Origin of the sequence: Geojedonia litorea, from assembly GCF_042654525.1 — a bacterium.
GTDB classification, from domain to species: Bacteria; Bacteroidota; Bacteroidia; order Flavobacteriales; family Flavobacteriaceae; genus Geojedonia; species Geojedonia litorea.
This window is the reverse complement of the sequence record NZ_JBHSGP010000014.1, coordinates 1,096,411-1,116,608: the sequence shown is the minus strand read 5'-3', so window position 1 is coordinate 1,116,608 and position 20,198 is coordinate 1,096,411. Positions and strand designations below refer to the sequence as shown.

At 36.3% G+C, this 20,198-nt stretch carries 11 protein-coding genes; 2 read left to right on the top strand and 9 right to left on the bottom strand.

Annotated elements, in window-relative coordinates:
* Positions 1–46: 46 nt before the first annotated feature.
* Both ACFO5O_RS12860 and ACFO5O_RS12855 read right to left on the bottom strand, forming a co-directional pair.
* Positions 47–4,957, bottom strand: coding sequence for a DUF8202 domain-containing protein (locus ACFO5O_RS12860; protein WP_387964410.1), 4,911 nt, complete (start codon positions 4,955–4,957; stop codon positions 47–49).
* Positions 4,958–5,186: 229 nt separating this feature from the next.
* The gene (locus ACFO5O_RS12855) at positions 5,187–6,071 is read right to left on the bottom strand and encodes a LysR family transcriptional regulator (RefSeq protein WP_387964408.1); all 885 of its coding nucleotides are present in this window, start codon (positions 6,069–6,071) and stop codon (positions 5,187–5,189) included.
* 87 nt (positions 6,072–6,158) lie between these two features.
* Between ACFO5O_RS12855 and hutH the strand changes: the two genes are divergently transcribed.
* Both hutH and ACFO5O_RS12845 read left to right on the top strand, forming a co-directional pair.
* On the top strand, positions 6,159–7,649 hold the full coding sequence (hutH, locus tag ACFO5O_RS12850; protein ID WP_387965133.1) for a histidine ammonia-lyase: 1,491 nt from the start codon (positions 6,159–6,161) through the stop codon (positions 7,647–7,649).
* 12 nt (positions 7,650–7,661) lie between these two features.
* A complete protein-coding gene (locus ACFO5O_RS12845; protein WP_387964406.1) occupies positions 7,662–9,659 on the top strand; it encodes a urocanate hydratase in 1,998 nt (665 codons plus the stop codon).
* Between the two features lie 40 nt (positions 9,660–9,699).
* On the opposite strand, the gene ACFO5O_RS12840 is transcribed toward ACFO5O_RS12845, so the two are convergent.
* The 7 genes from ACFO5O_RS12840 to ACFO5O_RS12810 all read right to left on the bottom strand — a co-directional run bounded on the left by ACFO5O_RS12840 (position 9,700) and on the right by ACFO5O_RS12810 (position 20,185).
* Complete coding sequence (locus ACFO5O_RS12840) at positions 9,700–10,428, bottom strand: MIP/aquaporin family protein (protein WP_387964404.1); 729 nt, start codon at positions 10,426–10,428, stop codon at positions 9,700–9,702.
* Positions 10,429–10,467: 39 nt separating this feature from the next.
* The gene (glpK, locus tag ACFO5O_RS12835) at positions 10,468–11,967 is read right to left on the bottom strand and encodes a glycerol kinase GlpK (protein ID WP_387964402.1); all 1,500 of its coding nucleotides are present in this window, start codon (positions 11,965–11,967) and stop codon (positions 10,468–10,470) included.
* 63 nt (positions 11,968–12,030) lie between these two features.
* Positions 12,031–13,593 (bottom strand): glycerol-3-phosphate dehydrogenase/oxidase, encoded by a 1,563-nt coding sequence (locus ACFO5O_RS12830; protein WP_387964399.1) that lies wholly within the window; start codon positions 13,591–13,593, stop codon positions 12,031–12,033.
* 70 nt (positions 13,594–13,663) lie between these two features.
* Complete coding sequence (gene bglX / locus ACFO5O_RS12825) at positions 13,664–15,991, bottom strand: beta-glucosidase BglX (RefSeq protein ID WP_387964397.1); 2,328 nt, start codon at positions 15,989–15,991, stop codon at positions 13,664–13,666.
* Between the two features lie 4 nt (positions 15,992–15,995).
* On the bottom strand, positions 15,996–16,856 hold the full coding sequence (locus tag ACFO5O_RS12820) for an endonuclease/exonuclease/phosphatase family protein (RefSeq protein ID WP_387964395.1): 861 nt from the start codon (positions 16,854–16,856) through the stop codon (positions 15,996–15,998).
* A 3-nt stretch (positions 16,857–16,859) separates the two neighbouring features.
* Positions 16,860–18,446, bottom strand: a complete 1,587-nt coding sequence (locus ACFO5O_RS12815) for a family 16 glycosylhydrolase (RefSeq protein WP_387964393.1) — start codon at positions 18,444–18,446, stop codon at positions 16,860–16,862.
* A 131-nt stretch (positions 18,447–18,577) separates the two neighbouring features.
* On the bottom strand, positions 18,578–20,185 hold the full coding sequence (locus ACFO5O_RS12810) for a RagB/SusD family nutrient uptake outer membrane protein (protein WP_387964391.1): 1,608 nt from the start codon (positions 20,183–20,185) through the stop codon (positions 18,578–18,580).
* Between the last annotated feature and the right edge of the window lie 13 nt (positions 20,186–20,198).

The window sequence follows — 20,198 nt, the reverse complement described above, 5'->3', positions numbered from 1 at the left end:
CTATTACATTTTAAGTATTTTCATTCGTAAGTGTTTGATTTATAGTTTATTTTAGAATGACTTTTTTACTCATTACACCTTGATCTGTAGTTATCTTCAAAATGTAAATCCCTTTTTCAATGCGAATTGGCTTTATTTGGTTAACCTCGCTTGGCTTTAAAGACTTAAGTTCTTTACCCATAAAATCATATATTTCAACGCTATTGGCCTTCCTGTCTTTTGGTAATTGAATTTGTAATAAGGAGGCTTCTGAAGTATAAGCTACTGAAAAATCTTGATCAATAGCCATCTCATTTGATTCTAAAAGTCTGCTTTGAGACGACTGAAACACCAAACTAAATCTATTCTTATAAGTCCCCGGTTCTAATTCAACTTTGAATGGCTTCTCATTAATTTGAGTTATTTCACCTGTCACTTTATCCTTAATATAAAGTGAGGTTTTCGAACTTAAGTTCTCCATACTGTCCAGTCTAATTTTGGCTGTCCCTGTCTTTTTCACGATCAACTCTAAAGGAAATTCTTGTTCTGCATTAAAGCTATTCACCCCTTGAATTACAAACTTTCGCTTGCTGAAAGTCCAGTACATGTCTTCTTCATTGATATCGGCAATGAAAGCGTCAAATCCTAAATCAAACCCATCTGTCGCCTTTTCATGTGTGCCAATGGCAATTTGTCTATGGTATCCCAGTGGGGAATCATAGGTCAATCGTATTATTGGATTTGCCTTTTTACTTTTTGAACTACTTTTTGAGCTGGTTCTTAAAAAACTAGATTCTGTGCTGATGGCTTCTGTAACAAATGCGCGTTGACTGTTTTTAAATACAATCGTGCCACCATCTACAGTGGTTATAGGTACGCCATTATCATTATTAAATCCATCCAATGCTGTGGACACAAAAAACCCTTGGTTTACAGGTATGAATTCTCCTGGAATTTTAGTTCCAACAGCCGGACCACCTGCATTTGAGGTCGTGTTTATTCTACTATCATTTGAAATAGCTGCAACGCCACCGGTTAAGTTTCTTGTTGCATAGCCTCCTACATAGGCTCCCAATTGGTGTGAATTCTCCTCTCCAAAATGATCCCAGAAATAAAGCGCTCCATTGAAAACCGTTCCATTGGTGTTTGTTCCCCCATCGGCAAGGCTTAAGTTATCAATAATGAAAGCCGTTGCATCGATAGCTGAAGGGTATGGATTTCCTATAAGTCTTTCAACTTCACCAGAGGATTTATCCAACGCTAGTGTAATCGTTCCATTATTGGGAAGTCCTTTAAATACATAATTTTGTGAACTTGTTAAAATATCTGCCGCACCCGATGTGCCTTTCATTGTAAATCCTTCTCCTGGCATTAATGATGACAATTGATTGATTTTTATCCAAGCATTATAATCATCTGCCACACCATAAAATTTATATAACCAATTCGAACTAATGGTTCTTGGGGTTGTTGGTGTACTTGAATCAGCCGCCGTGACTGAAGAATTAAAGGTTATGGGCTGATATGTTGATGATATGGTGCCATCAAACAACACGTCTTCAAGTGTGTGGCTTGTGTTTGTTGCGGCTATTCCTGTTCCTCTAGTGGCTGTATTGCCTGCTATTGGAGCAACCGATGACGACCAATAATTATAGTTAAAGCTATTTGCCGTTCCTTGTTGATCCCGTTCAATATATCCGCCACTATCTGCATCTACAATACTACCCTCACTTTGAATTAATTGAGATTCCCCAACTAAATCAATAACCCCATCTAATTCCAGATAATGCGTTACAGTAAGTCCTTGGCCCGAATTGGTCTCGTCTTGAGCCTCATTAGGGTCTGCAATTGTAATTGTTCCTGAATTATTCTTCAACCCTAAAACCGTGATGTTACGGTCTCCTGAAGTAATGTCATGTGATGTTTCGACAATATTCCAATCGATATAAGTCACGCCATCTAAACTCAAAGCATTGGGCAACATATTATAGGCACTATTCTCCCAAGTACCAGCACTATCCCATTCGCCATTTGCAACAGAAACATAGGGCATTGGAATGGTTTGTGATCCTACCAATGACTTACTCTTGTCCAAATATTTTAAGCGTATAAAATTTCTGTCATCAACCAAACTCTCTACCGTAGATCCATAAAACGTATTAAAATCATAATACGCTTTAAGCTTATCATAAGGTATTGATGCAGCTTCATTGCTTGAAGCTCCGGCAGGAACAACCCTACCGTTAATCATTTCAGAAATCTTTTCTACCTCTTGGTTCATAAGATAGCGGACCTGATTTGTTGTAAGCGCCTGATCCCATACATAAACCTCATCAATGTCTCCCAAAAATGGATTAATGATATTATTCTTGTCTATGTAAACAGCTCCAACTGAAAAATGATTATAATTAGGGGAAGGCGCTACCACATTCTGTTCCGATTTATCCAATACACCATCGACATATAAAAATAAGGTCCCGTTATTATAAACCAATGAAACCTGATGCCATTTGTTATCGTTAAGTACCATGGTTGAGGTAAACCTTGGGGTCACTACGTTGTCAATAATAACCTCAACTTGGCTTGAAGGATTTAAGCGTAATTGCAGCTTACTGCCTTTGGCCATAATAGTGCGAGTACTTGCTGTAGGGGCACTTTTTACCCAAGCCGAAATCGTAAAGGCCACAACATTAAGGTTTAAACTATATTCTCCAACCAAATAATCTCCAGAAGCTATACTTATAGAATGGTCCTCAGTAAGTTTTGGTGCTTTCCCAAAAGTGAAAAATTTAGTGCCATCAAAATCGTACCAGGTTTGAAGGTTTGAACCACCATCTGATTTTAAAGGAATCACATCTATAATATCGCCATTGCCAAAATTTGCATTATCAGCAACGATAAGAACATATTCTTCAGTAGCTAATTTAGAAAAACTACTAAAGGCCGCAGTAGGAATAGAAACATAAACATTTTCTACATCACCATTTACAGCTTCAACAGATTCTACAATCTTCCATTTTCTATCAATTCGTGTTAAAGAAGTAGTAATCCCAGAAGCTATAGTTACCGTATTTGAACTCGTTCCTGAAAATGACCCATTATTGGACCCCCAGACCAGAAAATCCCCATCCTCTTTAAACTCATTGATATTGGCATTGTTAGTTGTAAATATCCCATCCAAACCAATGGTGACTTCATTGGTTAAGTTTAGCGTTTTTGATTGTTTTTGGTTTAAATCCGATATAGAATCTCTTCCTATTCCTGCTACATGGTAATTATACCCAGAATTGGCTGCAATATCCCATACTTTAGAGCCAAATGAATTGACATAATCCTTTTGGGCCTCGGTTGAAGCACCCAGTGTAATCCCATATTTAATAGCTAAATACGACTCGATTTTTTGCCTGCCAGCATCTGGAACACGCTCGGCAAAAGTGAAAACCTCCGCAACACGACCATTTAAACTCCCCTGAATATCGAAGTTTTTACCAATCCAATACTCGGTTCCAAAAACAGTATATGGTGCCTCTGTATCTGTAAAACCAACATTAGCGAAAGAAACATCATTAATACTCGAAGTACTTAATACGCTAGCGTTAAATAAAATATCTTGTCCTGTTGGAGAGCTAACAGAATTGTTTCTAACATTTATTATTCCTGCATTGGAATATGATGTGTTGGTTTCTGCTGCACCATTAAACGAGCCTGTTGTATTTTGGTTATAGGACAAAGTTTCATTTGTAAATCGGGTTGAGTAATCTCCAAAACCTACGCCTGTTAAATCACCAACGCTACTCGATGACACACCTGCAAAGATGGTGTTTCTAGAGGACGAGCTAGTCATGGTCGCATCTGGAATCATAACTATAAACATATCTTGACTGTAAAAACCATTATCATCATTGTAGAGGAATTGCTCCAAACTACTCCCATCATTTTCAAACTTTATTACCGGATTAAAGTTGATATTTGATGCCGCATTATCAATATAAGTAGGTTGATTGACCGAAACCGGTTGCTCGGCATGCTTGCCATTAGTCCCTATATCTTTCCACTGTGACACTTTTGAACTCCCATCTTTTATTACCCCTCTGGTTGATTTTAACCACAACCTAAAATCGGCAGTTATCCCTCCAGGCCCTGGTATATTAAAGTCAAATATTTCAGCGCTGACATCAAAAGTAAAGGTGGTATTATCACTATTGGCAATACTAATCGTAGACGTGTAAGTTCCAGGTGTTGCTGGTGTAGGTGCCAGAAAAGAAACTATAAATATTATATAGGAACCAGGGTCTATACTTTGGGGTAAATTAGCCACTGTATTATCAGGCAAAACAATATAAGGAGCTACAGTAAAATCGGCTAATGAGCTACTTATTGAAGTGATATCTAAAGGGCAACTTCCCGTGCTAGTAATAATAAAATTACGAGATACTGATGCTCCCTCATCTACTACACCATAATAAGTGCCATTGGTTGCAGAAGTTGTTGTTGAACCATGTACAATATCAGAAAAAGGATTCCCTCCCAAAACATTAATTTCTGGTTCGCCTGATAAAGTAAATATAAATTTAAAGTCCCCATTACTCCCATTCATTAAAATTGTAACTTCTGTATAAGCATTGCAATTACCACTTACATTAGTAATAACAAAATCTACATATTTATTACCATTTTTACACGCTTCTGGTTTGATATTCTTAGGTAAGGATTCATGCTCTAATGTAAATCCTGTGGCTGGGTCTAAAGAAATATCTTCAATCTTTAGATTACCACAATTAGAGTTTGAACCCTTATTTGTAACCCTAAATGAGATTGCATTTCCAGCTGTAATATTAATGATGTCATATTCATATACAATAGAACCACCAATAATTTCTACTTGAATATCACCTTGAGAATTGGCGGCTATACTAAATAAAAGACAAAATATACTTATCCTAAATAGGTGTAAGTTAAAGAATGGAGCGGTTATCATTCAACAACAAATTGCGGTTAATAGGAAGCAAACATATATAAAAAAAATCAATTTCATCGATTAAATGCATTTTTATTCGACAAAATACATATCTATATTTTAATTATACAAAATTGGACGCACTAAAAAACTATAATACAACATGTTATATCATTTCGTTAAATTGAATAGATTATGACATCTAGTTCTTACAAAATTTTAGATGATTATATTCTTCTCTTTTTTAAATTCATGAAAACACACTATTTAAAAACCCTTGTAGTATAGGGTTAGAACTTTCCTTATTCCAAACCATTGACAATACAGTTCTTTGAGGGATTTTTGAAAGCTCAATAAACCTTACAGCATGATTTTCTGTGATTTCAAGAGATTTTGGAACAATAGACACTCCAAATTTGTTTTCAACTAACTTGTAAATAGAATTTGGATGAATGGTATTATGTGTGATGAGCGGAGCAAATTTACAATCATCAAAAATTTGCATCACCGTTTCATAATAGGAAGCACTATAATTGGGATCAAACAAAATAAACGGCTCATTTTTAAGTTGAGAAAGATTTTCAAAATTGGCTTCAGTGAGATGATGATCTATAGGTAATACTAGTGAAAACGTTTCTTCTAAAATAGCCTTTATTCCTAAACCTCGAGGTACACGTTCTGAACGCACAAAGCCTAAATCGAGATTATGCGTTAGTAATTGCTCAATTTGTTTGTTATTATCCATTTCTTTTAAGCTTAATAACACATTTGGATGTGCTTTTCTAAACTTTAGTAGCATATCAGGAATTATATTTTGCATAGCTGAACCCACATACCCTAACTTTAAATCTCCTGCTAGTCCTTGACCCACTAGTTTTGCATGATCAATAGCAGTGTCTAACCGTTTTAGAATTGATGTAATCTCTTTCTGGAGAAATTCGCCTGACTTGGTTAACTCTACTTTTCTGTTATGCCTATCAAACAACGAAACACCCAAATGATCCTCCATTTGTTTTATTTGTCTACTTAATCCAGGTTGTGAGATATATAATCGATCTGCGGCCTTTCTAAAATGCAAATCTTCGGCCACAGCCAAAAAATAGATCATATGACGCAATTCTATTTGATAACTCATGGTTATTATTTGTTACTTATTTAGTATTAATAGGCATTAAAAATAATGATAACTTTGTGTAATTCAATACCAATTAATCTAAATATGATGTTTAATTACGGAACAGATCATCTAACCATAGAAAAAGTTATAGCCATTTCCAGAGGTTCAATAAAGGCAATTTTATCTTCTGAAGCTATTAAAAAAGTTAATGAGAGTAGATCTCGAGTAGAAACTATTGCCAATAATAACAAGGCTGTATATGGGGTCAATACTGGATTTGGCCCACTATGTGATGTACAGATTACCCCGAAAGAAACTAGTAAACTTCAAGAAAACTTACTGTTAACGCACGCCGTAGGCGTTGGAAAACCTATTGAAAAAGAGCTTTCAAAGCTTATGATGATTTGCAAAGTCCATGCCTTATGTCAGGGATTTTCAGGAATTAGATTAAGTGTCATCGAACGCATTATTTATTTCATAGAAAATGACCTATTGCCTGTAGTTCCAGAACAAGGTTCAGTTGGGGCATCAGGTGATTTGGCACCGCTCTCACATTTGTTTTTACCTCTATTAGGTGAAGGTGAGTTTTGGGCTGATGGCAATATAGTTCCTGCAATAGATATTTTAAACAAACACAGGCTTGAACCAATTCAATTACAAGCCAAAGAAGGTCTTGCTCTAATAAACGGCACCCAATTTATTCTAGCGCATGCGATTCTCGGATTAAACAAAATGGCTTATCTATTGGATTTAGCCGATGTTGCGGGCGCTATGAGTATCGAAGGCTATCAAGGCAGTGCTTCACCATTCAAGGATGCCTTGCACCAAATTAGACCATTCAAAGGCAATTTAAAGGTGGCTAAACGCATGCGAATGCTTTTTAAAGATTCAGAAAACATAACCTCGCATGAAACCTGTGCCCGTGTTCAAGATCCATATTCAATGCGATGTATCCCACAGGTTCACGGTGCTTCAAGAAATGCATTTTACCATTTGGAAGAACTCACAGAAATTGAATTAAATTCTGTCACCGACAATCCAATCATTTTAAGTGAAACCGAGGCAATTTCAGGCGGTAACTTCCATGGGCAACCTTTAGCTATGGCTTTAGATTATGCCTCAATTGCAGCTTCTGAATTAGGTAATATCGCTGATCGCAGATGTTATCTTTTAATCGAAGGTAAATTTGGATTGCCTCGGTTATTAACCGAAGCTGGTGGATTAAATTCTGGGTTTATGATCCCACAATACACAACAGCAGCATTAGTTACCGAAAATAAATCGCTATGTTTTCCTCCTTCAGCTGATAGTATTCCTACTTCTTTGGGCCAAGAAGACCATGTCTCAATGGGAAGTATTTCAGGACGAAAGTTCAATCAAATTCTAGAAAATATTGAAAAAATACTGGCTATTGAATTGATGTACGCAGCACAGGCTTTAGAATTTAGAAGGCCAAATACATTTTCTGTTCTAATTGAAGACAACTTCAAAATCATTAGAAAGCATGTTGATAAGTTAGAAGAAGATCGTCTTTTAAAAGACGATATCAACACGCTAATCGCTTTGGTTAAAAATCAATCATTCAACGTTGGATAAACTGTAAATACTATGACCTTTCAAGAGCAACTATTACAAGGCATACCTAAAGAATTACCGGTAAAAAAAGTCTACTCAAGTGAGGCTAATAGGGCGCCTAAACGAAAAGACATTCTTTCTGTAGAAGAAAAAAGGCTTGCCATAAAAAATGCGTTAAGATACTTTCCAAATCAATGGCACGCTACCCTTGCTCCTGAGTTTGCCGACGAACTAAAAACCTACGGCCGTATTTATATGTATCAATTCAAACCTGATTATGAATTCTATGCTCGGCCTATTACAGAATATCCTGCAAAATCCTTGCAGGCTGCAGCAATTATGTTGATGATTCAAAATAATTTGAATCCAGAAGTTGCACAACATCCTGAAGAGTTGATAACCTATGGAGGCAATGGTGCTGTTTTTCAAAATTGGGCACAATATCTTTTGGTGATGCAATATCTTGCCACCATGACCGATGAACAAACCTTACATATCTATTCTGGACATCCCATGGGGCTTTTCCCATCTTCAAAAAACGCACCAAGGGTTGTGGTCACTAATGGCATGATGATCCCTAACTATTCCAAACCTGATGACTGGGAAAAATTCAACGCACTTGGGGTTACACAGTATGGTCAAATGACAGCAGGTTCTTTTATGTATATAGGTCCACAAGGCATTGTTCATGGTACAACAATTACAGTAATGAACGCCTTTAGAAAAGTACTTTCAAAAGGAGAAACACCAGCTGGAAAACTATTTTTAACTGCCGGTCTTGGAGGTATGAGTGGAGCGCAACCAAAAGCAGGAAACATTGCAGGCTGTATCACTGTTTGTGCTGAAGTAAATCCAAAAGCCGCAACCAAACGTTACGAACAAGGATGGGTTGATGTATTGATTAACACAATGGATGAGCTCATTATTCGAGTGAAAAAAGCACAAGAACATAACGAAGTTGTTTCAATCGCATACATAGGAAATATTGTTGACGTCTGGGAGCGTTTTGACGCTGAAAATATTTTTATTCATTTAGGCTCCGATCAAACGTCGCTGCATATCCCTTGGACTGGTGGGTACTATCCTGTGGGGCTTTCATATGAAGAATCAAATAACTTAATAAAGGATAACCCTGAATTATTTAAGAAAAAAGTCCAGGAATCCTTACGTAGGCAAGCCGCGTCAATAAACAAACACGCAGCTAAAGGCACCTATTTTTTTGACTATGGGAATGCATTTTTACTAGAAGCATCTCGGGCAGGAGCCGATGTCATGGCCAATAACAACATCGATTTCAAATTCCCGTCCTACGTACAGGATATTTTAGGCCCAATGTGCTTTGATTATGGTTTTGGTCCATTTAGATGGGTATGTACTTCCGGAAAGTCAGAGGACCTGGACACAACTGACAAAATTGCGATGGAAATACTTCGAGAAATCAAAGAAAATTCTCCTGAAGAGATTCAACTACAAATGCAAGACAATATCACTTGGATTAAGGATGCCAAACAAAATAATATGGTGGTTGGATCTCAAGCTCGAATTTTATATGCCGACGCTGAAGGACGAATTAAAATTGCTACAGCCTTTAACAATGCTATAGCTAATGGTAAGATTGGCCCTGTGGTATTAGGACGAGACCATCATGATGTAAGCGGAACAGATTCTCCATTTAGAGAAACTTCCAATATCTATGATGGCAGTAAGTTTACCGCCGATATGGCCATTCACAATGTTATTGGCGACAGTTTTAGAGGAGCAACATGGGTATCCATTCACAACGGCGGTGGTGTTGGTTGGGGCGAAGTGATTAACGGAGGATTTGGAATGTTACTTGACGGTTCCAAGGAAGCTGAAAACCGATTACGTGCGATGCTATTTTATGACGTTAATAATGGTATAGCTCGCAGAAGTTGGGCTAGAAATGAAGAAGCACTATTTGCCATTAAGCGTGAAATGGAACGTACACCCAATCTAAAAGTCACATTACCTAACTTAATTGATGACGAGATTTTAAACGATCTCTTTTAATATTTTAATTGAAGATTTTTAATCCTCTATCCTGTTTATTTTAGGATAAACCCAACATAAGAAGCGCAGCTAATGATGCACCTGCAATCGGTCCTAAAACAGGAATCCATGAATAACTCCAATCATTTGAAGCCTTATCTTTTATAGGCAAAATAGAATGCATAATCCTAGGACCTAAATCCCTAGCAGGATTTATAGCATAACCCGTTGTACCTCCCAAAGACAAACCAATAGCCCAAACTAAAAAAGCAACAGGTAAAGCCCCTAACGAACCTAGTCCAACAACAGTTTCGGTATCATTAATGGATGCATCAGTAAAATATAATATGGTAAATATAAGTACAAAAGTTCCTATGGCCTCACTAATACAATTCATCACTGTATTTCGAATTGAAGGTGAGGTACAAAACACGGCTCTTTTTGTTTCACCATCATCAGTAGCTTCAAAATGATTTTTATACAATATCCAAACCAGCAAAGATCCTATCATGGCACCTATCATTTGAGCAAGGACATACATAGGCACATCTACCCATGGGAATTTCCCAGCTACAGCTAAACCTATACTTACTGCTGGATTGATATGAGCACCACTGTAAGGACCTGCAATCACAACGGCTACATATACCGCTAAAGCCCATCCTGTTGTAATCACAATCCAACCACTGCCATGACCGGTGGTTTTATTAAGTACTACATTGGCCACTACGCCTCCACCCAATAAAATGAGCATAGCTGTTCCTATAATTTCAGAAATAAATGGTGTCATAAGTTTGAATATTAGTAGTTAGTAGTTAGTAGTTAGTAATTAGTTTTTGTCTTTAGCCCAAAACTCCAGTGCTTCAATAGCTTTATACCAGCCTTTAACACCTTCGTTTATTTGTTGACGAGCTGTTGTGGGGTGGAATTCTTTATCAATCTGCCAGATGTTTTGGATGTCCTCAGGTGATTTCCAAAATCCTACTGCTAATCCAGCCAAAAATGCAGCACCCATGGCCGTAGTTTCTACTACTTTAGGTCTTACTGTCATTGTATTTAATACATCTGCTTGGAACTGCATAAGCATATTATTAACCGTAGCACCACCATCTACTCGTAATTCCTTAATTGATATTCCTGAATCGGCTTCCATAGCCTTCAAAATATCCATGGTTTGATAGGCAATTGATTCTAAAGCTGCTCTTGCAATATGGGCGTCAGTGCTTCCTCTTGTCAATCCAAATAGAGTTCCTTGTGCTTGCTGATTCCAATGTGGTGCACCAAGACCCGCAAAAGCTGGAACAAAGTAGACCCCATCAGAATGCTCTACCGAATTTGCCAAAGATTCAACTTCTGAAGAGTTTCTTATAATTTTTAAGCCATCTCTCAACCACTGTACAACTGCGCCAGCAATAAAAATACTCCCTTCTAAGGCATAGCTTGTTTTACCATTTATTTTCCAAGCAACGGTTGTCAATAAATTATTCTTCGATACTTTTGGTTGGTCTCCAATGTTCATCAACATAAAACAGCCTGTTCCATAGGTGTTTTTTACCATACCTGGCTTTGTACACATTTGTCCAAATAAGGCCGCTTGTTGATCTCCTGCAATACCTGAAATAGGAATTTTGCTGTCGTAAAATGTGGATTTAGTATGACCATAAACTTCACTTGATTGTTTTACTTTAGGCAACATACTTTTTGGAATTGTAAGCAAATCAAGCAATTCATCATCCCAATCCATTGTATTTATGTTAAACAACAGGGTTCTGGATGCATTGGAAACATCGGTAATATGCTGTTCTCCTTTAGTGAAATTCCAGATTAACCAAGTATCAATTGTACCTAAAATAAGATCACCCGATTCAGCTTTTTGTCTAGCACCTTCTACATTGTCCAAAATCCATTTTACTTTGGTTCCTGAAAAATAGGAATCGATAACCAGTCCTGTTTTTTGCCTAATAAGAGCTTCTTTACCAAGTTTTTTTAACTCGTCACAATAACTTGATGTTCTCTTGTCCTGCCAAACTATGGCATTATAAACAGGCTTACCTGTATTCTTATCCCAAACTACTACTGTTTCGCGCTGATTGGTAATTCCTATTGCGGCTATGTTTTCTACATTTAGGCCTTTTTTAGCTATAGCTTCAGCAGCCACACCAGCTTGTGTTGACCAAATTTCTTGAGGGTCATGTTCAACCCATCCTGGACTAGGAAAATATTGAGTAAATTCTTTTTGAGCAACCGAAATAGCGTTCCCTTCCCTATCAAAAACTATAGCTCTTGAACTTGTTGTGCCTTGGTCTAAAGCAAGGATGTATGTATTCATATTTAAAATCGTTTACATAAAGACCCTAAAGGGAATTCATTAAAATTAATAATTCTTTTTCATTTATAGAATGTACTTCTTTGCTATTCTATTAAAGTCCATGATTTGGTTTAATTTCCATTCTTCAGATCTATTTAATTCTGAAGCCAATATTTCTGCTACTTTAGGTGCCACAGCCAATGCTACTTTAGCATCTAAAAACAGGATTCTAACGCGTCGCGCCAACACATCTTCAACTGTTCTAGCCATTTCATTTCTGGCAGCCCAGACTACTTCGGCTTTTAAAAACTCAAGCTTTGGGTGTAATTTTTCACCTAATTCTGGAGATTCTTTTATAAGATTATCTATAGCTATACGGTCGGTTCCATATACATACAAATGACTAGAACGATCAACAGGTCCATTTGCACCGTGAATTAATAAATTATTGGAAACACAGGCTTTTCTAGGAAGTTTTTTTAGCTCGATAATTTTGTTCAAGGTGTCTTGGGCCATACGACGATAGGAGGTCCACTTGCCGCCTGTTATAGTAATTAATTCAGATTCTGAAACCATAATTTTGTGACTTCTGGATATTTCTTTTGTGGTTTCGGAATCATCTTTTGGTGCCGCCAAAGGGCGCAACCCAGCAAAAACCGATAAAACATCTTTTTTTGAAACGTTTTTGTTTAAATATCGATTTAAAGTTTGAAGAATAAAATCTATTTCATTGTCTAATGCTTTCGGCTCCAAACTATGACTATCTAACAGCGTATCGGTAGTACCTACAACAACTCTATTATGCCAAGGCACTAAAAAAAGCACACGTCCATCGTCAGTTTTAGGAATCATAATGGCGTCATCGCCGGGTAAAAATGAGCGATCCAAAACCAAATGGATGCCTTGGCTTGGACGCACCAAATTATTAGCTGTTTCATTATCCATTTTAAGTATATCATCAGTAAATACTCCTGTTGCATTTACAACCACTTTAGCATACAGGTTATATATTGAACCTGTCTCCAAATCTTTAGCAACAACACCATTGACCAACCCATTATCACTTTTCAACAAGTATTCTACTTTGCAATGGTTTAATACGGTTGCCCCATGTTCTAAACAGGTTTGCGCAATATTTACTGCTAACCTTGCATCGTCAAACTGACCATCGAAATAGACAACACCACCTTTAAGGCGTTTTGATTTTATGGTTTTTAATCGAGATATTGTTTTCTTTTTGGATATCCTAACAGACTTTCCAAAGCTTAATTTACCAGCCAGGAAATCATAAATTTTAAGTCCTATGGTATAAAAAAGGCCATCCCACCTTTTATAATTTGGAATTATGAAGGATTGTTTATTTACCAAGTGTGAAGCATTTTTTAAAAGTAAGCCTCGTTCATATAAAGCTTCCCTTACCAAGTCTATGTTACCTTGTGCCAAATACCTCACCCCACCATGAACTAATTTAGTACTTCGACTTGAGGTCCCTTTGGCGAAATCAACCTGCTCTAAAAGAAGGGTTTTGTAGCCTCGTGATGCACTATCTAATGCAATCCCTAAACCTGTGGCTCCTCCACCAATTACAATTAGGTCCCAATGAGATTGGGCATTTAATTCTTGAATTAAAGTTTCTCTATTGAACAAATTTTGGTTTATATTATGCGTTGTTATTAAAAATATTAATTTATTATTCAGGAAGGCGGGTATATGTAAATTAATTAGATGATACTTTAAACGACCCTTTTAAAGTTGCATTTGAATCACCACCAACCCAGACATTAAACTCACCTGGTTCTACTTCCCATTTTTTATTTGCAGTATAAAATTCTAATGTTTTTGAATTTATTACAAAAGTCACGGTTTTAGTTTCACCTGCTTTCAGCATTAACTTTTTAAATCCTTTTAATTCTTTTATTGGTCTCACTAAACTTCCAACGAGATCGCGAATATACAATTGCACCACTTCTTCACCATCTCTATCACCAGTATTGGTAACATTTACCGACACTTTAAGTTCTCCATCTTTTGAGATGTCATTTTTACTTAATTCTAACTTATTATAGTCAAAGGTGGTATAACTCAAGCCAAAACCGAATGGGTATAAAGCCGATTTTGGAGCATCTCGATAACCAGAAAAGGTGACATGGGTAGCGCTATATGGGCGTCCTGTATTCTTTTGATTATAATAAAGAGGTTCTTGACCAACATGATGAGGGAATGACACCGGAAGTTTACCTGAAGGATTATAATCACCAAAGAGAACATCGGCAATAGCGTTTCCAGATTCTGATCCTAAATGCCAGCATTCTAAAATTGCTGGTGCAATTTCTGATACTCTACTTAAATCCATCGGCCTTCCGTTCATTAATACAATGACTATATTTTTGTTCACTTTATAAACAGCTTCTAACAATTCATTTTGTAAACCAAAAAAGCCAATGTTGGTTTGACTTCTACCTTCACCTGTTTGATAGGCATCTTCGCCAATTGCTAATACCACCATTTCTGATTTTTTAGCTATTTCAACGGCCTCGTCAATTCCAGTTCTATCAGTGGTGTTAAATTTTAAGGGATGTAGAAATTGGTTCGAACCCTCTTCTACCGTTGGTATTGTTAAATTAATCCCCTTGGCGTAATGCACCACGGTATTGTTGTCAATAGCATTCTTAATACCTTCAAACACTGATACCGCCGAATTATAGGTGGCTTTCGCTCTCCAATTCCCCAGAGGCGAATTTTTGTCGTTTGCCAAAGGTCCAATAACTGCAATACTTTTTAGTTTTTTTGAAAGTGGTAATATTTTATTTTCATTTTTTAATAAAACAATTGATTTTTTTGCCACGTCACGAGCAATAGCCAAATGTTCTTTAGTGTAAACTTCTGATGCTTCTCTATCTTCATTACAATACTTATAGGGATCATCAAATAAACCTAACTCAAATTTAATACGTAAAATACGTTTTACGGCTTCATCAATTTGCGCTATAGATATTTTGTCTTCTTTAAGTAAACTTTCTAAATGAGCTTCATAAGCATACGACTCCATGTCCATGTCACTTCCAGCATTCATAGCGATTTCAGATGCATGTTTTTTGTCTTCAGCGTAACCATGAGCAATCATTTCACCAATTGAGCCCCAATCAGACACCACAAAACCATCCCAATCCCATTCGTTTTTCAATATATCTCGTTGAAGTAGTTTATGTCCTGTTGCCGGAATGCCATCAATATCATTGAACGAATTCATAAACGTTGCCACACCTGCTTCTGCTGCCGCCTTAAATGGAGGCAAAATAGTATTATGCAACTCATATTCTCCAATACTTACCGTATTATAATCACGGCCAGCTTCAGAAAAACCATAACCTGCAAAATGTTTTGCACAGGCCGCAATTGTATGTATATCAGATAAATCATTTCCCTGAAACCCATTAATGCGCGCTACGCCAACAACACTGTTTAAATAAGGATCTTCACCTGCACCTTCCATAATTCTTCCCCATCGTGCATCTCTAGACACATCAATCATAGGGGCAAAAGTCCAGTTTATTCCAGAAGCCGCTGTTTCTTTTGCCGCTATAGAAGCCGATTGCTCTATGATGTCCAAATCCCAGCTTGCGGTTTCACCCAGTGGGATAGGAAAAATAGTTTTATAACCATGAATAACATCGTAGCCAAAAATTAAAGGGATTTTTAGTCTTGAATGCTCCATGACTAACTTTTGTGTTTCTCTAATAGCGGATACAGAAGACACGTTTAACATAGAACCCACTTCTCCCTTTTTTAACTTATCTAATTTATGTTGATCTCCTTTTGATGATGACGGCCCTGTTGCATCCCAACCGCCGCTGTATTGCACTAGCTGACCTATTTTTTCATTTAAATACATTAAACTTAAAATGGAATCTACTTTTGATTCTATAGTATTTGGTATATCTGAATTTCCATTATAACTTTTTTCATTTTTAAAGCTAGAAAAACTGAAAAGAAAAATTAAAATCAAACCGTATGTCAATAGAAAAACTATAATCTGCTTCTTCATAAGACTATTTTAATTTAAAATTTACGAGTACCGGAAAATGATCTGAAGGATATTTTAAATCAACAGAACTTGATAAAACAGCATACTTCTGGACTTCTATATGATCTGAATTAGATACCATGATGTAGTCAATTCTTCTAGTGACTGGTTCATGGAATTTGAAACCATTAAATGTCCCATTGGAGCCAAAAGTGACTTTTGCCAAATCTTTTGAATCCTTCATTTTCTCTTTAAGATTGTTGATAAGTAAACTGTTTGGTTCTACATTAAAATCCCCAGTTAATATTACGGGATAGTTTTTAGTATTTACTTCATTTATTTTTTTTAGAATGAGTTGCATCCCTTGTAACTGGGCTTCAGATCCCACATGATCTAAATGTGTATTAAACACCCATACTTTTTTGTTGCTTTTTATGTACGTAAATAAACCGTAGGTACAAATTCTTGGATAAGCCGCATCCCAACCTTGAGACACTTTATAAGGTGTTTCTGAAAGCCAAAAAGTGCTTTCATTTTCAACTTTAACTGTATTTGAATTATAAAATATCGCTGAAAATTCACCTTGACCATCACCGTCTCTTCCTATTCCTATTGACTTATAATCTGTTAGAGCAGATGACAAATCACTCATTTGGTTAGGCCGTGCTTCTTGAACACCGAGAATATCGGGGCTAAAATAGCGTAGTTGGGAAATTAAAAAATTCTTTCTGTTAGGCCACGCATTTTCACCATCTGAAGCGACATCTAGTCGAATATTATAGGTCATCACACTAAAATCTTGATTTTCGTCATGAGTTTGGTGCAGACTTTTACAGCTTGTAAAACACAGGATCATAATTATAATTTGTGCTAAATAATATTTCATCTATTACTTCTTTTTTTGAAAAACCCTCACATAGTCAACCACCATTTTTTGTGGAAAAATGGAATCGTCAATACCTTTTTGACCTCCCCACATGCCACCAACAGCAACATTTAGAATAAGGTAAAATTTTTGATCGAAAGGCCATTCGGCAGTGGTTTTATGCTCATTTTTTATATGATTATAAACTACTCCATCTAATATAAAATCCATTTTTTCGGGTGTCCATTCTAATGCAAATACATGAAACTCGTCATTAGGATTATCTATAAAAATTGCTTTACCTTTTTGAGTTCCTTTCATATGATTGTATGCCTTGGTATGAATGGTCCCATGAACAGAATCGTTATCATACCCTACATGCTCCATAATATCTATTTCACCGCTTTCTGGCCAGCCTATGGTTCTTCTGTTTTCGCTTAACATCCAAATGGCAGGCCACATACCACGTCCCTTTGGCAATTTTGCTCTCACTTCTATATAACCATATTGCCAGGCTGCAAGTCCTTCTGTTTTTATCCTAGCAGAAGTATATAGTGCAGAATCAATTTCTCTTTTATATTTCGCCCAATCTTTAATTTCTGGGTTTTTAAAATCCTTATTCGCAATTTTTTCTTTGTGAGCTTCAATAATCAATTGGCCATTTTCTACTCTAGCATTTTTCAGGCTATCTGTATAATATTGTTTTTCTTGATTGGCAATAAACCCATAATCATAAACCCAATTATTTGGATCTGGTTTGCCATTATAATTAAACTCATCGCTCCAAACCAATTCATACCCATTATTCACTGGGCTAGCTTGGATACGTTCAAATACTAACTCTGGTTGATCAGTGGTGATATAATCAAAATCATTAGCCAAAAACCAATCGATATCTTCGGTTTTATTAACCGTCCAAGCATTTAGAACTAAATCAAGTTCCTTTGCAGAGGTCATCCATTGAGGATGCTTTTTGTAGGTGTACACTAAATAGTCTAGCCCAGTAATGCCGTCTTCTTTTAAACGCTCTGGTGCTTTTGATCCATCCAAATATTGGGTTTTAGCGTTAGGATCTAATTCTTTAATTCTATTGAGGATTTCATAACTAAAACTGATATAAGTCAAAATATAAGGTTCGGCTTTAAGCTCCTTTACCAATTTCATGACATTTTCAGCTATAATTTGATTTCTGCCTTCTATTTTAGCTGGCTTTATTTCAATAACCAACCCTGTAGAATCATTGTTTTTCATCCCGGCAATTAAATATTCCTTTAATCTGGGTAAGGTTTCGCCATTTGAAAGTTTAAATTTTGACAATTCAGCGTATGTAGATTCTTCAACTATGAGATTGTTATAATCGGGATCATGCGTAACAATGAGCACATCATCAGCCGTGATTCTAACATCAAATTCTGACCCTGTACAATTTAAAGCTATAGCTTGTTTTAAAGAGGCAATTGAATTATGTGGAAGATTGTTGGTTTTCCAAGCACCGCGGTGGGCAATAACGGGATTGTTTGCAAATACAAAATTGGAATTCGATTTTAAATTGCAAGCATTAAAACTTATAAATGTGTAAAGTAAAAAGAAATAGCTTATGCCAATTTTCATAATTCAGGTGCTTATGGTCAAAGGTATAGGTGTTTTGTTCGATTAAGTTAATTACAACTTAAGGATAAGTGTTATCCTTAAGTTGTAATCGTAAATAATTATACTAAATTAAGTACAAATAATTTTAAGACCTATTCTGGATAGCCGTCATTTTGTGGGTAATTAGGTCCTAAAAGATTTAACTCTGCAATTGGTATTGGCCAATTTACATAGTAATCTTGAACTGCAGTTCTAGCATGGTCAAAATCTCCTTTATTGTCTCCAGCGTATTGCTGTAATTGAGACAAGAAGGTGCCCGTTCGCTTTAAAAAGTAAAAACGTTGTCCTTCAAAAGCCAATTCACGTGCTCTTTCATCGGAAATTGCCTTCATATCTATAGCTGTAATACTAGCTGCTTTGGCTCTATTTCTTACCGCATTAATATATTGAAGTGCCTTTGAAGTATTGTTTAACATCATATGTGCTTCAGCTCCAATTAAATAGGTTTCTGCCAATCTGTAAATCATGATTGTAGAAATATGATTTGCTTCTGAAGGATCTGCAGTTTCCTGTCTAAATTTAACGCAACCTGGGTTCAAAATTCTGTAGAAATTTAGTCTTTCATTTCTATTTGTTGAATTTCGATTATATAACGTTATAGGATCTCCTATTTGTTTTCCTGGAGGTAAGTTTTCGGCGTCATTGTATCTATATAAAGTTATATAATAGCTGCCATCATCTCTGTCATCATTAGGGTCTTCAGCTAATAAATTCACCAAGTAGTCATTCATTAATAAACCTCCTAATCCATTTCCGCCATTTTCAATCGAAAATTTTGCTCCTGGAACAACATCATATTGAGGTATTAACTGAAAATTCATTTGATTGGTTCCACCACCTCCTATGGCGTTATCTTTGTATTGAATGGAGAATAAATTTTCTGAATGATTCATGTCATTCAAGAATACGTCACTAGTTTTTGGCAGTAAACTATAATTACCATTGTTGATAACCGCATCGGCTTGAGCGGCTGCTTCGGTATAGTCCTTTTGCCAAATTGCAACTTTAGCTTTCAAATGACGTGCCGATGCTTGCGTCCATCTTCCAATCTCTGAAGTTGTCCAATCTAGATCATTAATAGCGTCATTTAAATCACTATTTAGTAGTGCGAATATTTCTTCAACTGAAGATTTATCTTGAGGTCGTTCAAAAGCATTTTCTGGTGTCGTAGGCTCTGTAGTTATAAAAATATTATTAAACTGTCTATACAAAGTGAAGTAAGAATTTGCTCTGAAACATTTGGCTTCGGCTATAAGTCTCCTTTTTAAGTTCTCATCGTCAAAATTCACATCTTGAGCATACTTAATAACAGCATTAGACCTGTCAATTAACCTATAATAATGTTTCCAAAATTCGGCTAATTGTTTCGTCCCATGCCTTGTTTGATCTATACCCCAGGTTACTTGACGAGCCATAAAAGCGATCTCACCTGCTCTTGGTAATACTAAATCTGTTTTTGCTTGTGGAACCAAAGGCAAGCCGCTATTTGAAAGTGCATTGCTTTGATAAAGTCTTCTATTCAAATCATACAAACCTACAGTTGCTAATTCCAACCCTTCTGGGGTATTATAAATAAAATCAACAGAGGTTTCTGAAAGTAGTTCATCTTGCAAATAATTCTCGCAAGAAAATATTGATAAAAGCAAGCATACTAGAGCTACTTTTATATTCAATCTTAAATATTTTTCTAAATTTTTCATAATTATATATTTT

What these genes read in the sequence shown, in the direction of transcription:
- ACFO5O_RS12860 (WP_387964410.1), bottom strand. Translation starts at nt 4,957, where the DNA reads ATGATAACCGCTCCATTCTTTAACTTACACCTATTTAGGATAAGTATA.
- ACFO5O_RS12855 (WP_387964408.1), bottom strand. Translation starts at nt 6,071, where the DNA reads ATGAGTTATCAAATAGAATTGCGTCATATGATCTATTTTTTGGCTGTG.
- hutH (WP_387965133.1), top strand. Translation starts at nt 6,159, where the DNA reads ATGTTTAATTACGGAACAGATCATCTAACCATAGAAAAAGTTATAGCC.
- ACFO5O_RS12845 (WP_387964406.1), top strand. Translation starts at nt 7,662, where the DNA reads ATGACCTTTCAAGAGCAACTATTACAAGGCATACCTAAAGAATTACCG.
- ACFO5O_RS12840 (WP_387964404.1), bottom strand. Translation starts at nt 10,428, where the DNA reads ATGACACCATTTATTTCTGAAATTATAGGAACAGCTATGCTCATTTTA.
- glpK (WP_387964402.1), bottom strand. Translation starts at nt 11,967, where the DNA reads ATGAATACATACATCCTTGCTTTAGACCAAGGCACAACAAGTTCAAGA.
- bglX (WP_387964397.1), bottom strand. Translation starts at nt 15,991, where the DNA reads ATGAAGAAGCAGATTATAGTTTTTCTATTGACATACGGTTTGATTTTA.
- ACFO5O_RS12820 (WP_387964395.1), bottom strand. Translation starts at nt 16,856, where the DNA reads ATGAAATATTATTTAGCACAAATTATAATTATGATCCTGTGTTTTACA.
- ACFO5O_RS12815 (WP_387964393.1), bottom strand. Translation starts at nt 18,446, where the DNA reads ATGAAAATTGGCATAAGCTATTTCTTTTTACTTTACACATTTATAAGT.
- ACFO5O_RS12810 (WP_387964391.1), bottom strand. Translation starts at nt 20,185, where the DNA reads ATGAAAAATTTAGAAAAATATTTAAGATTGAATATAAAAGTAGCTCTA.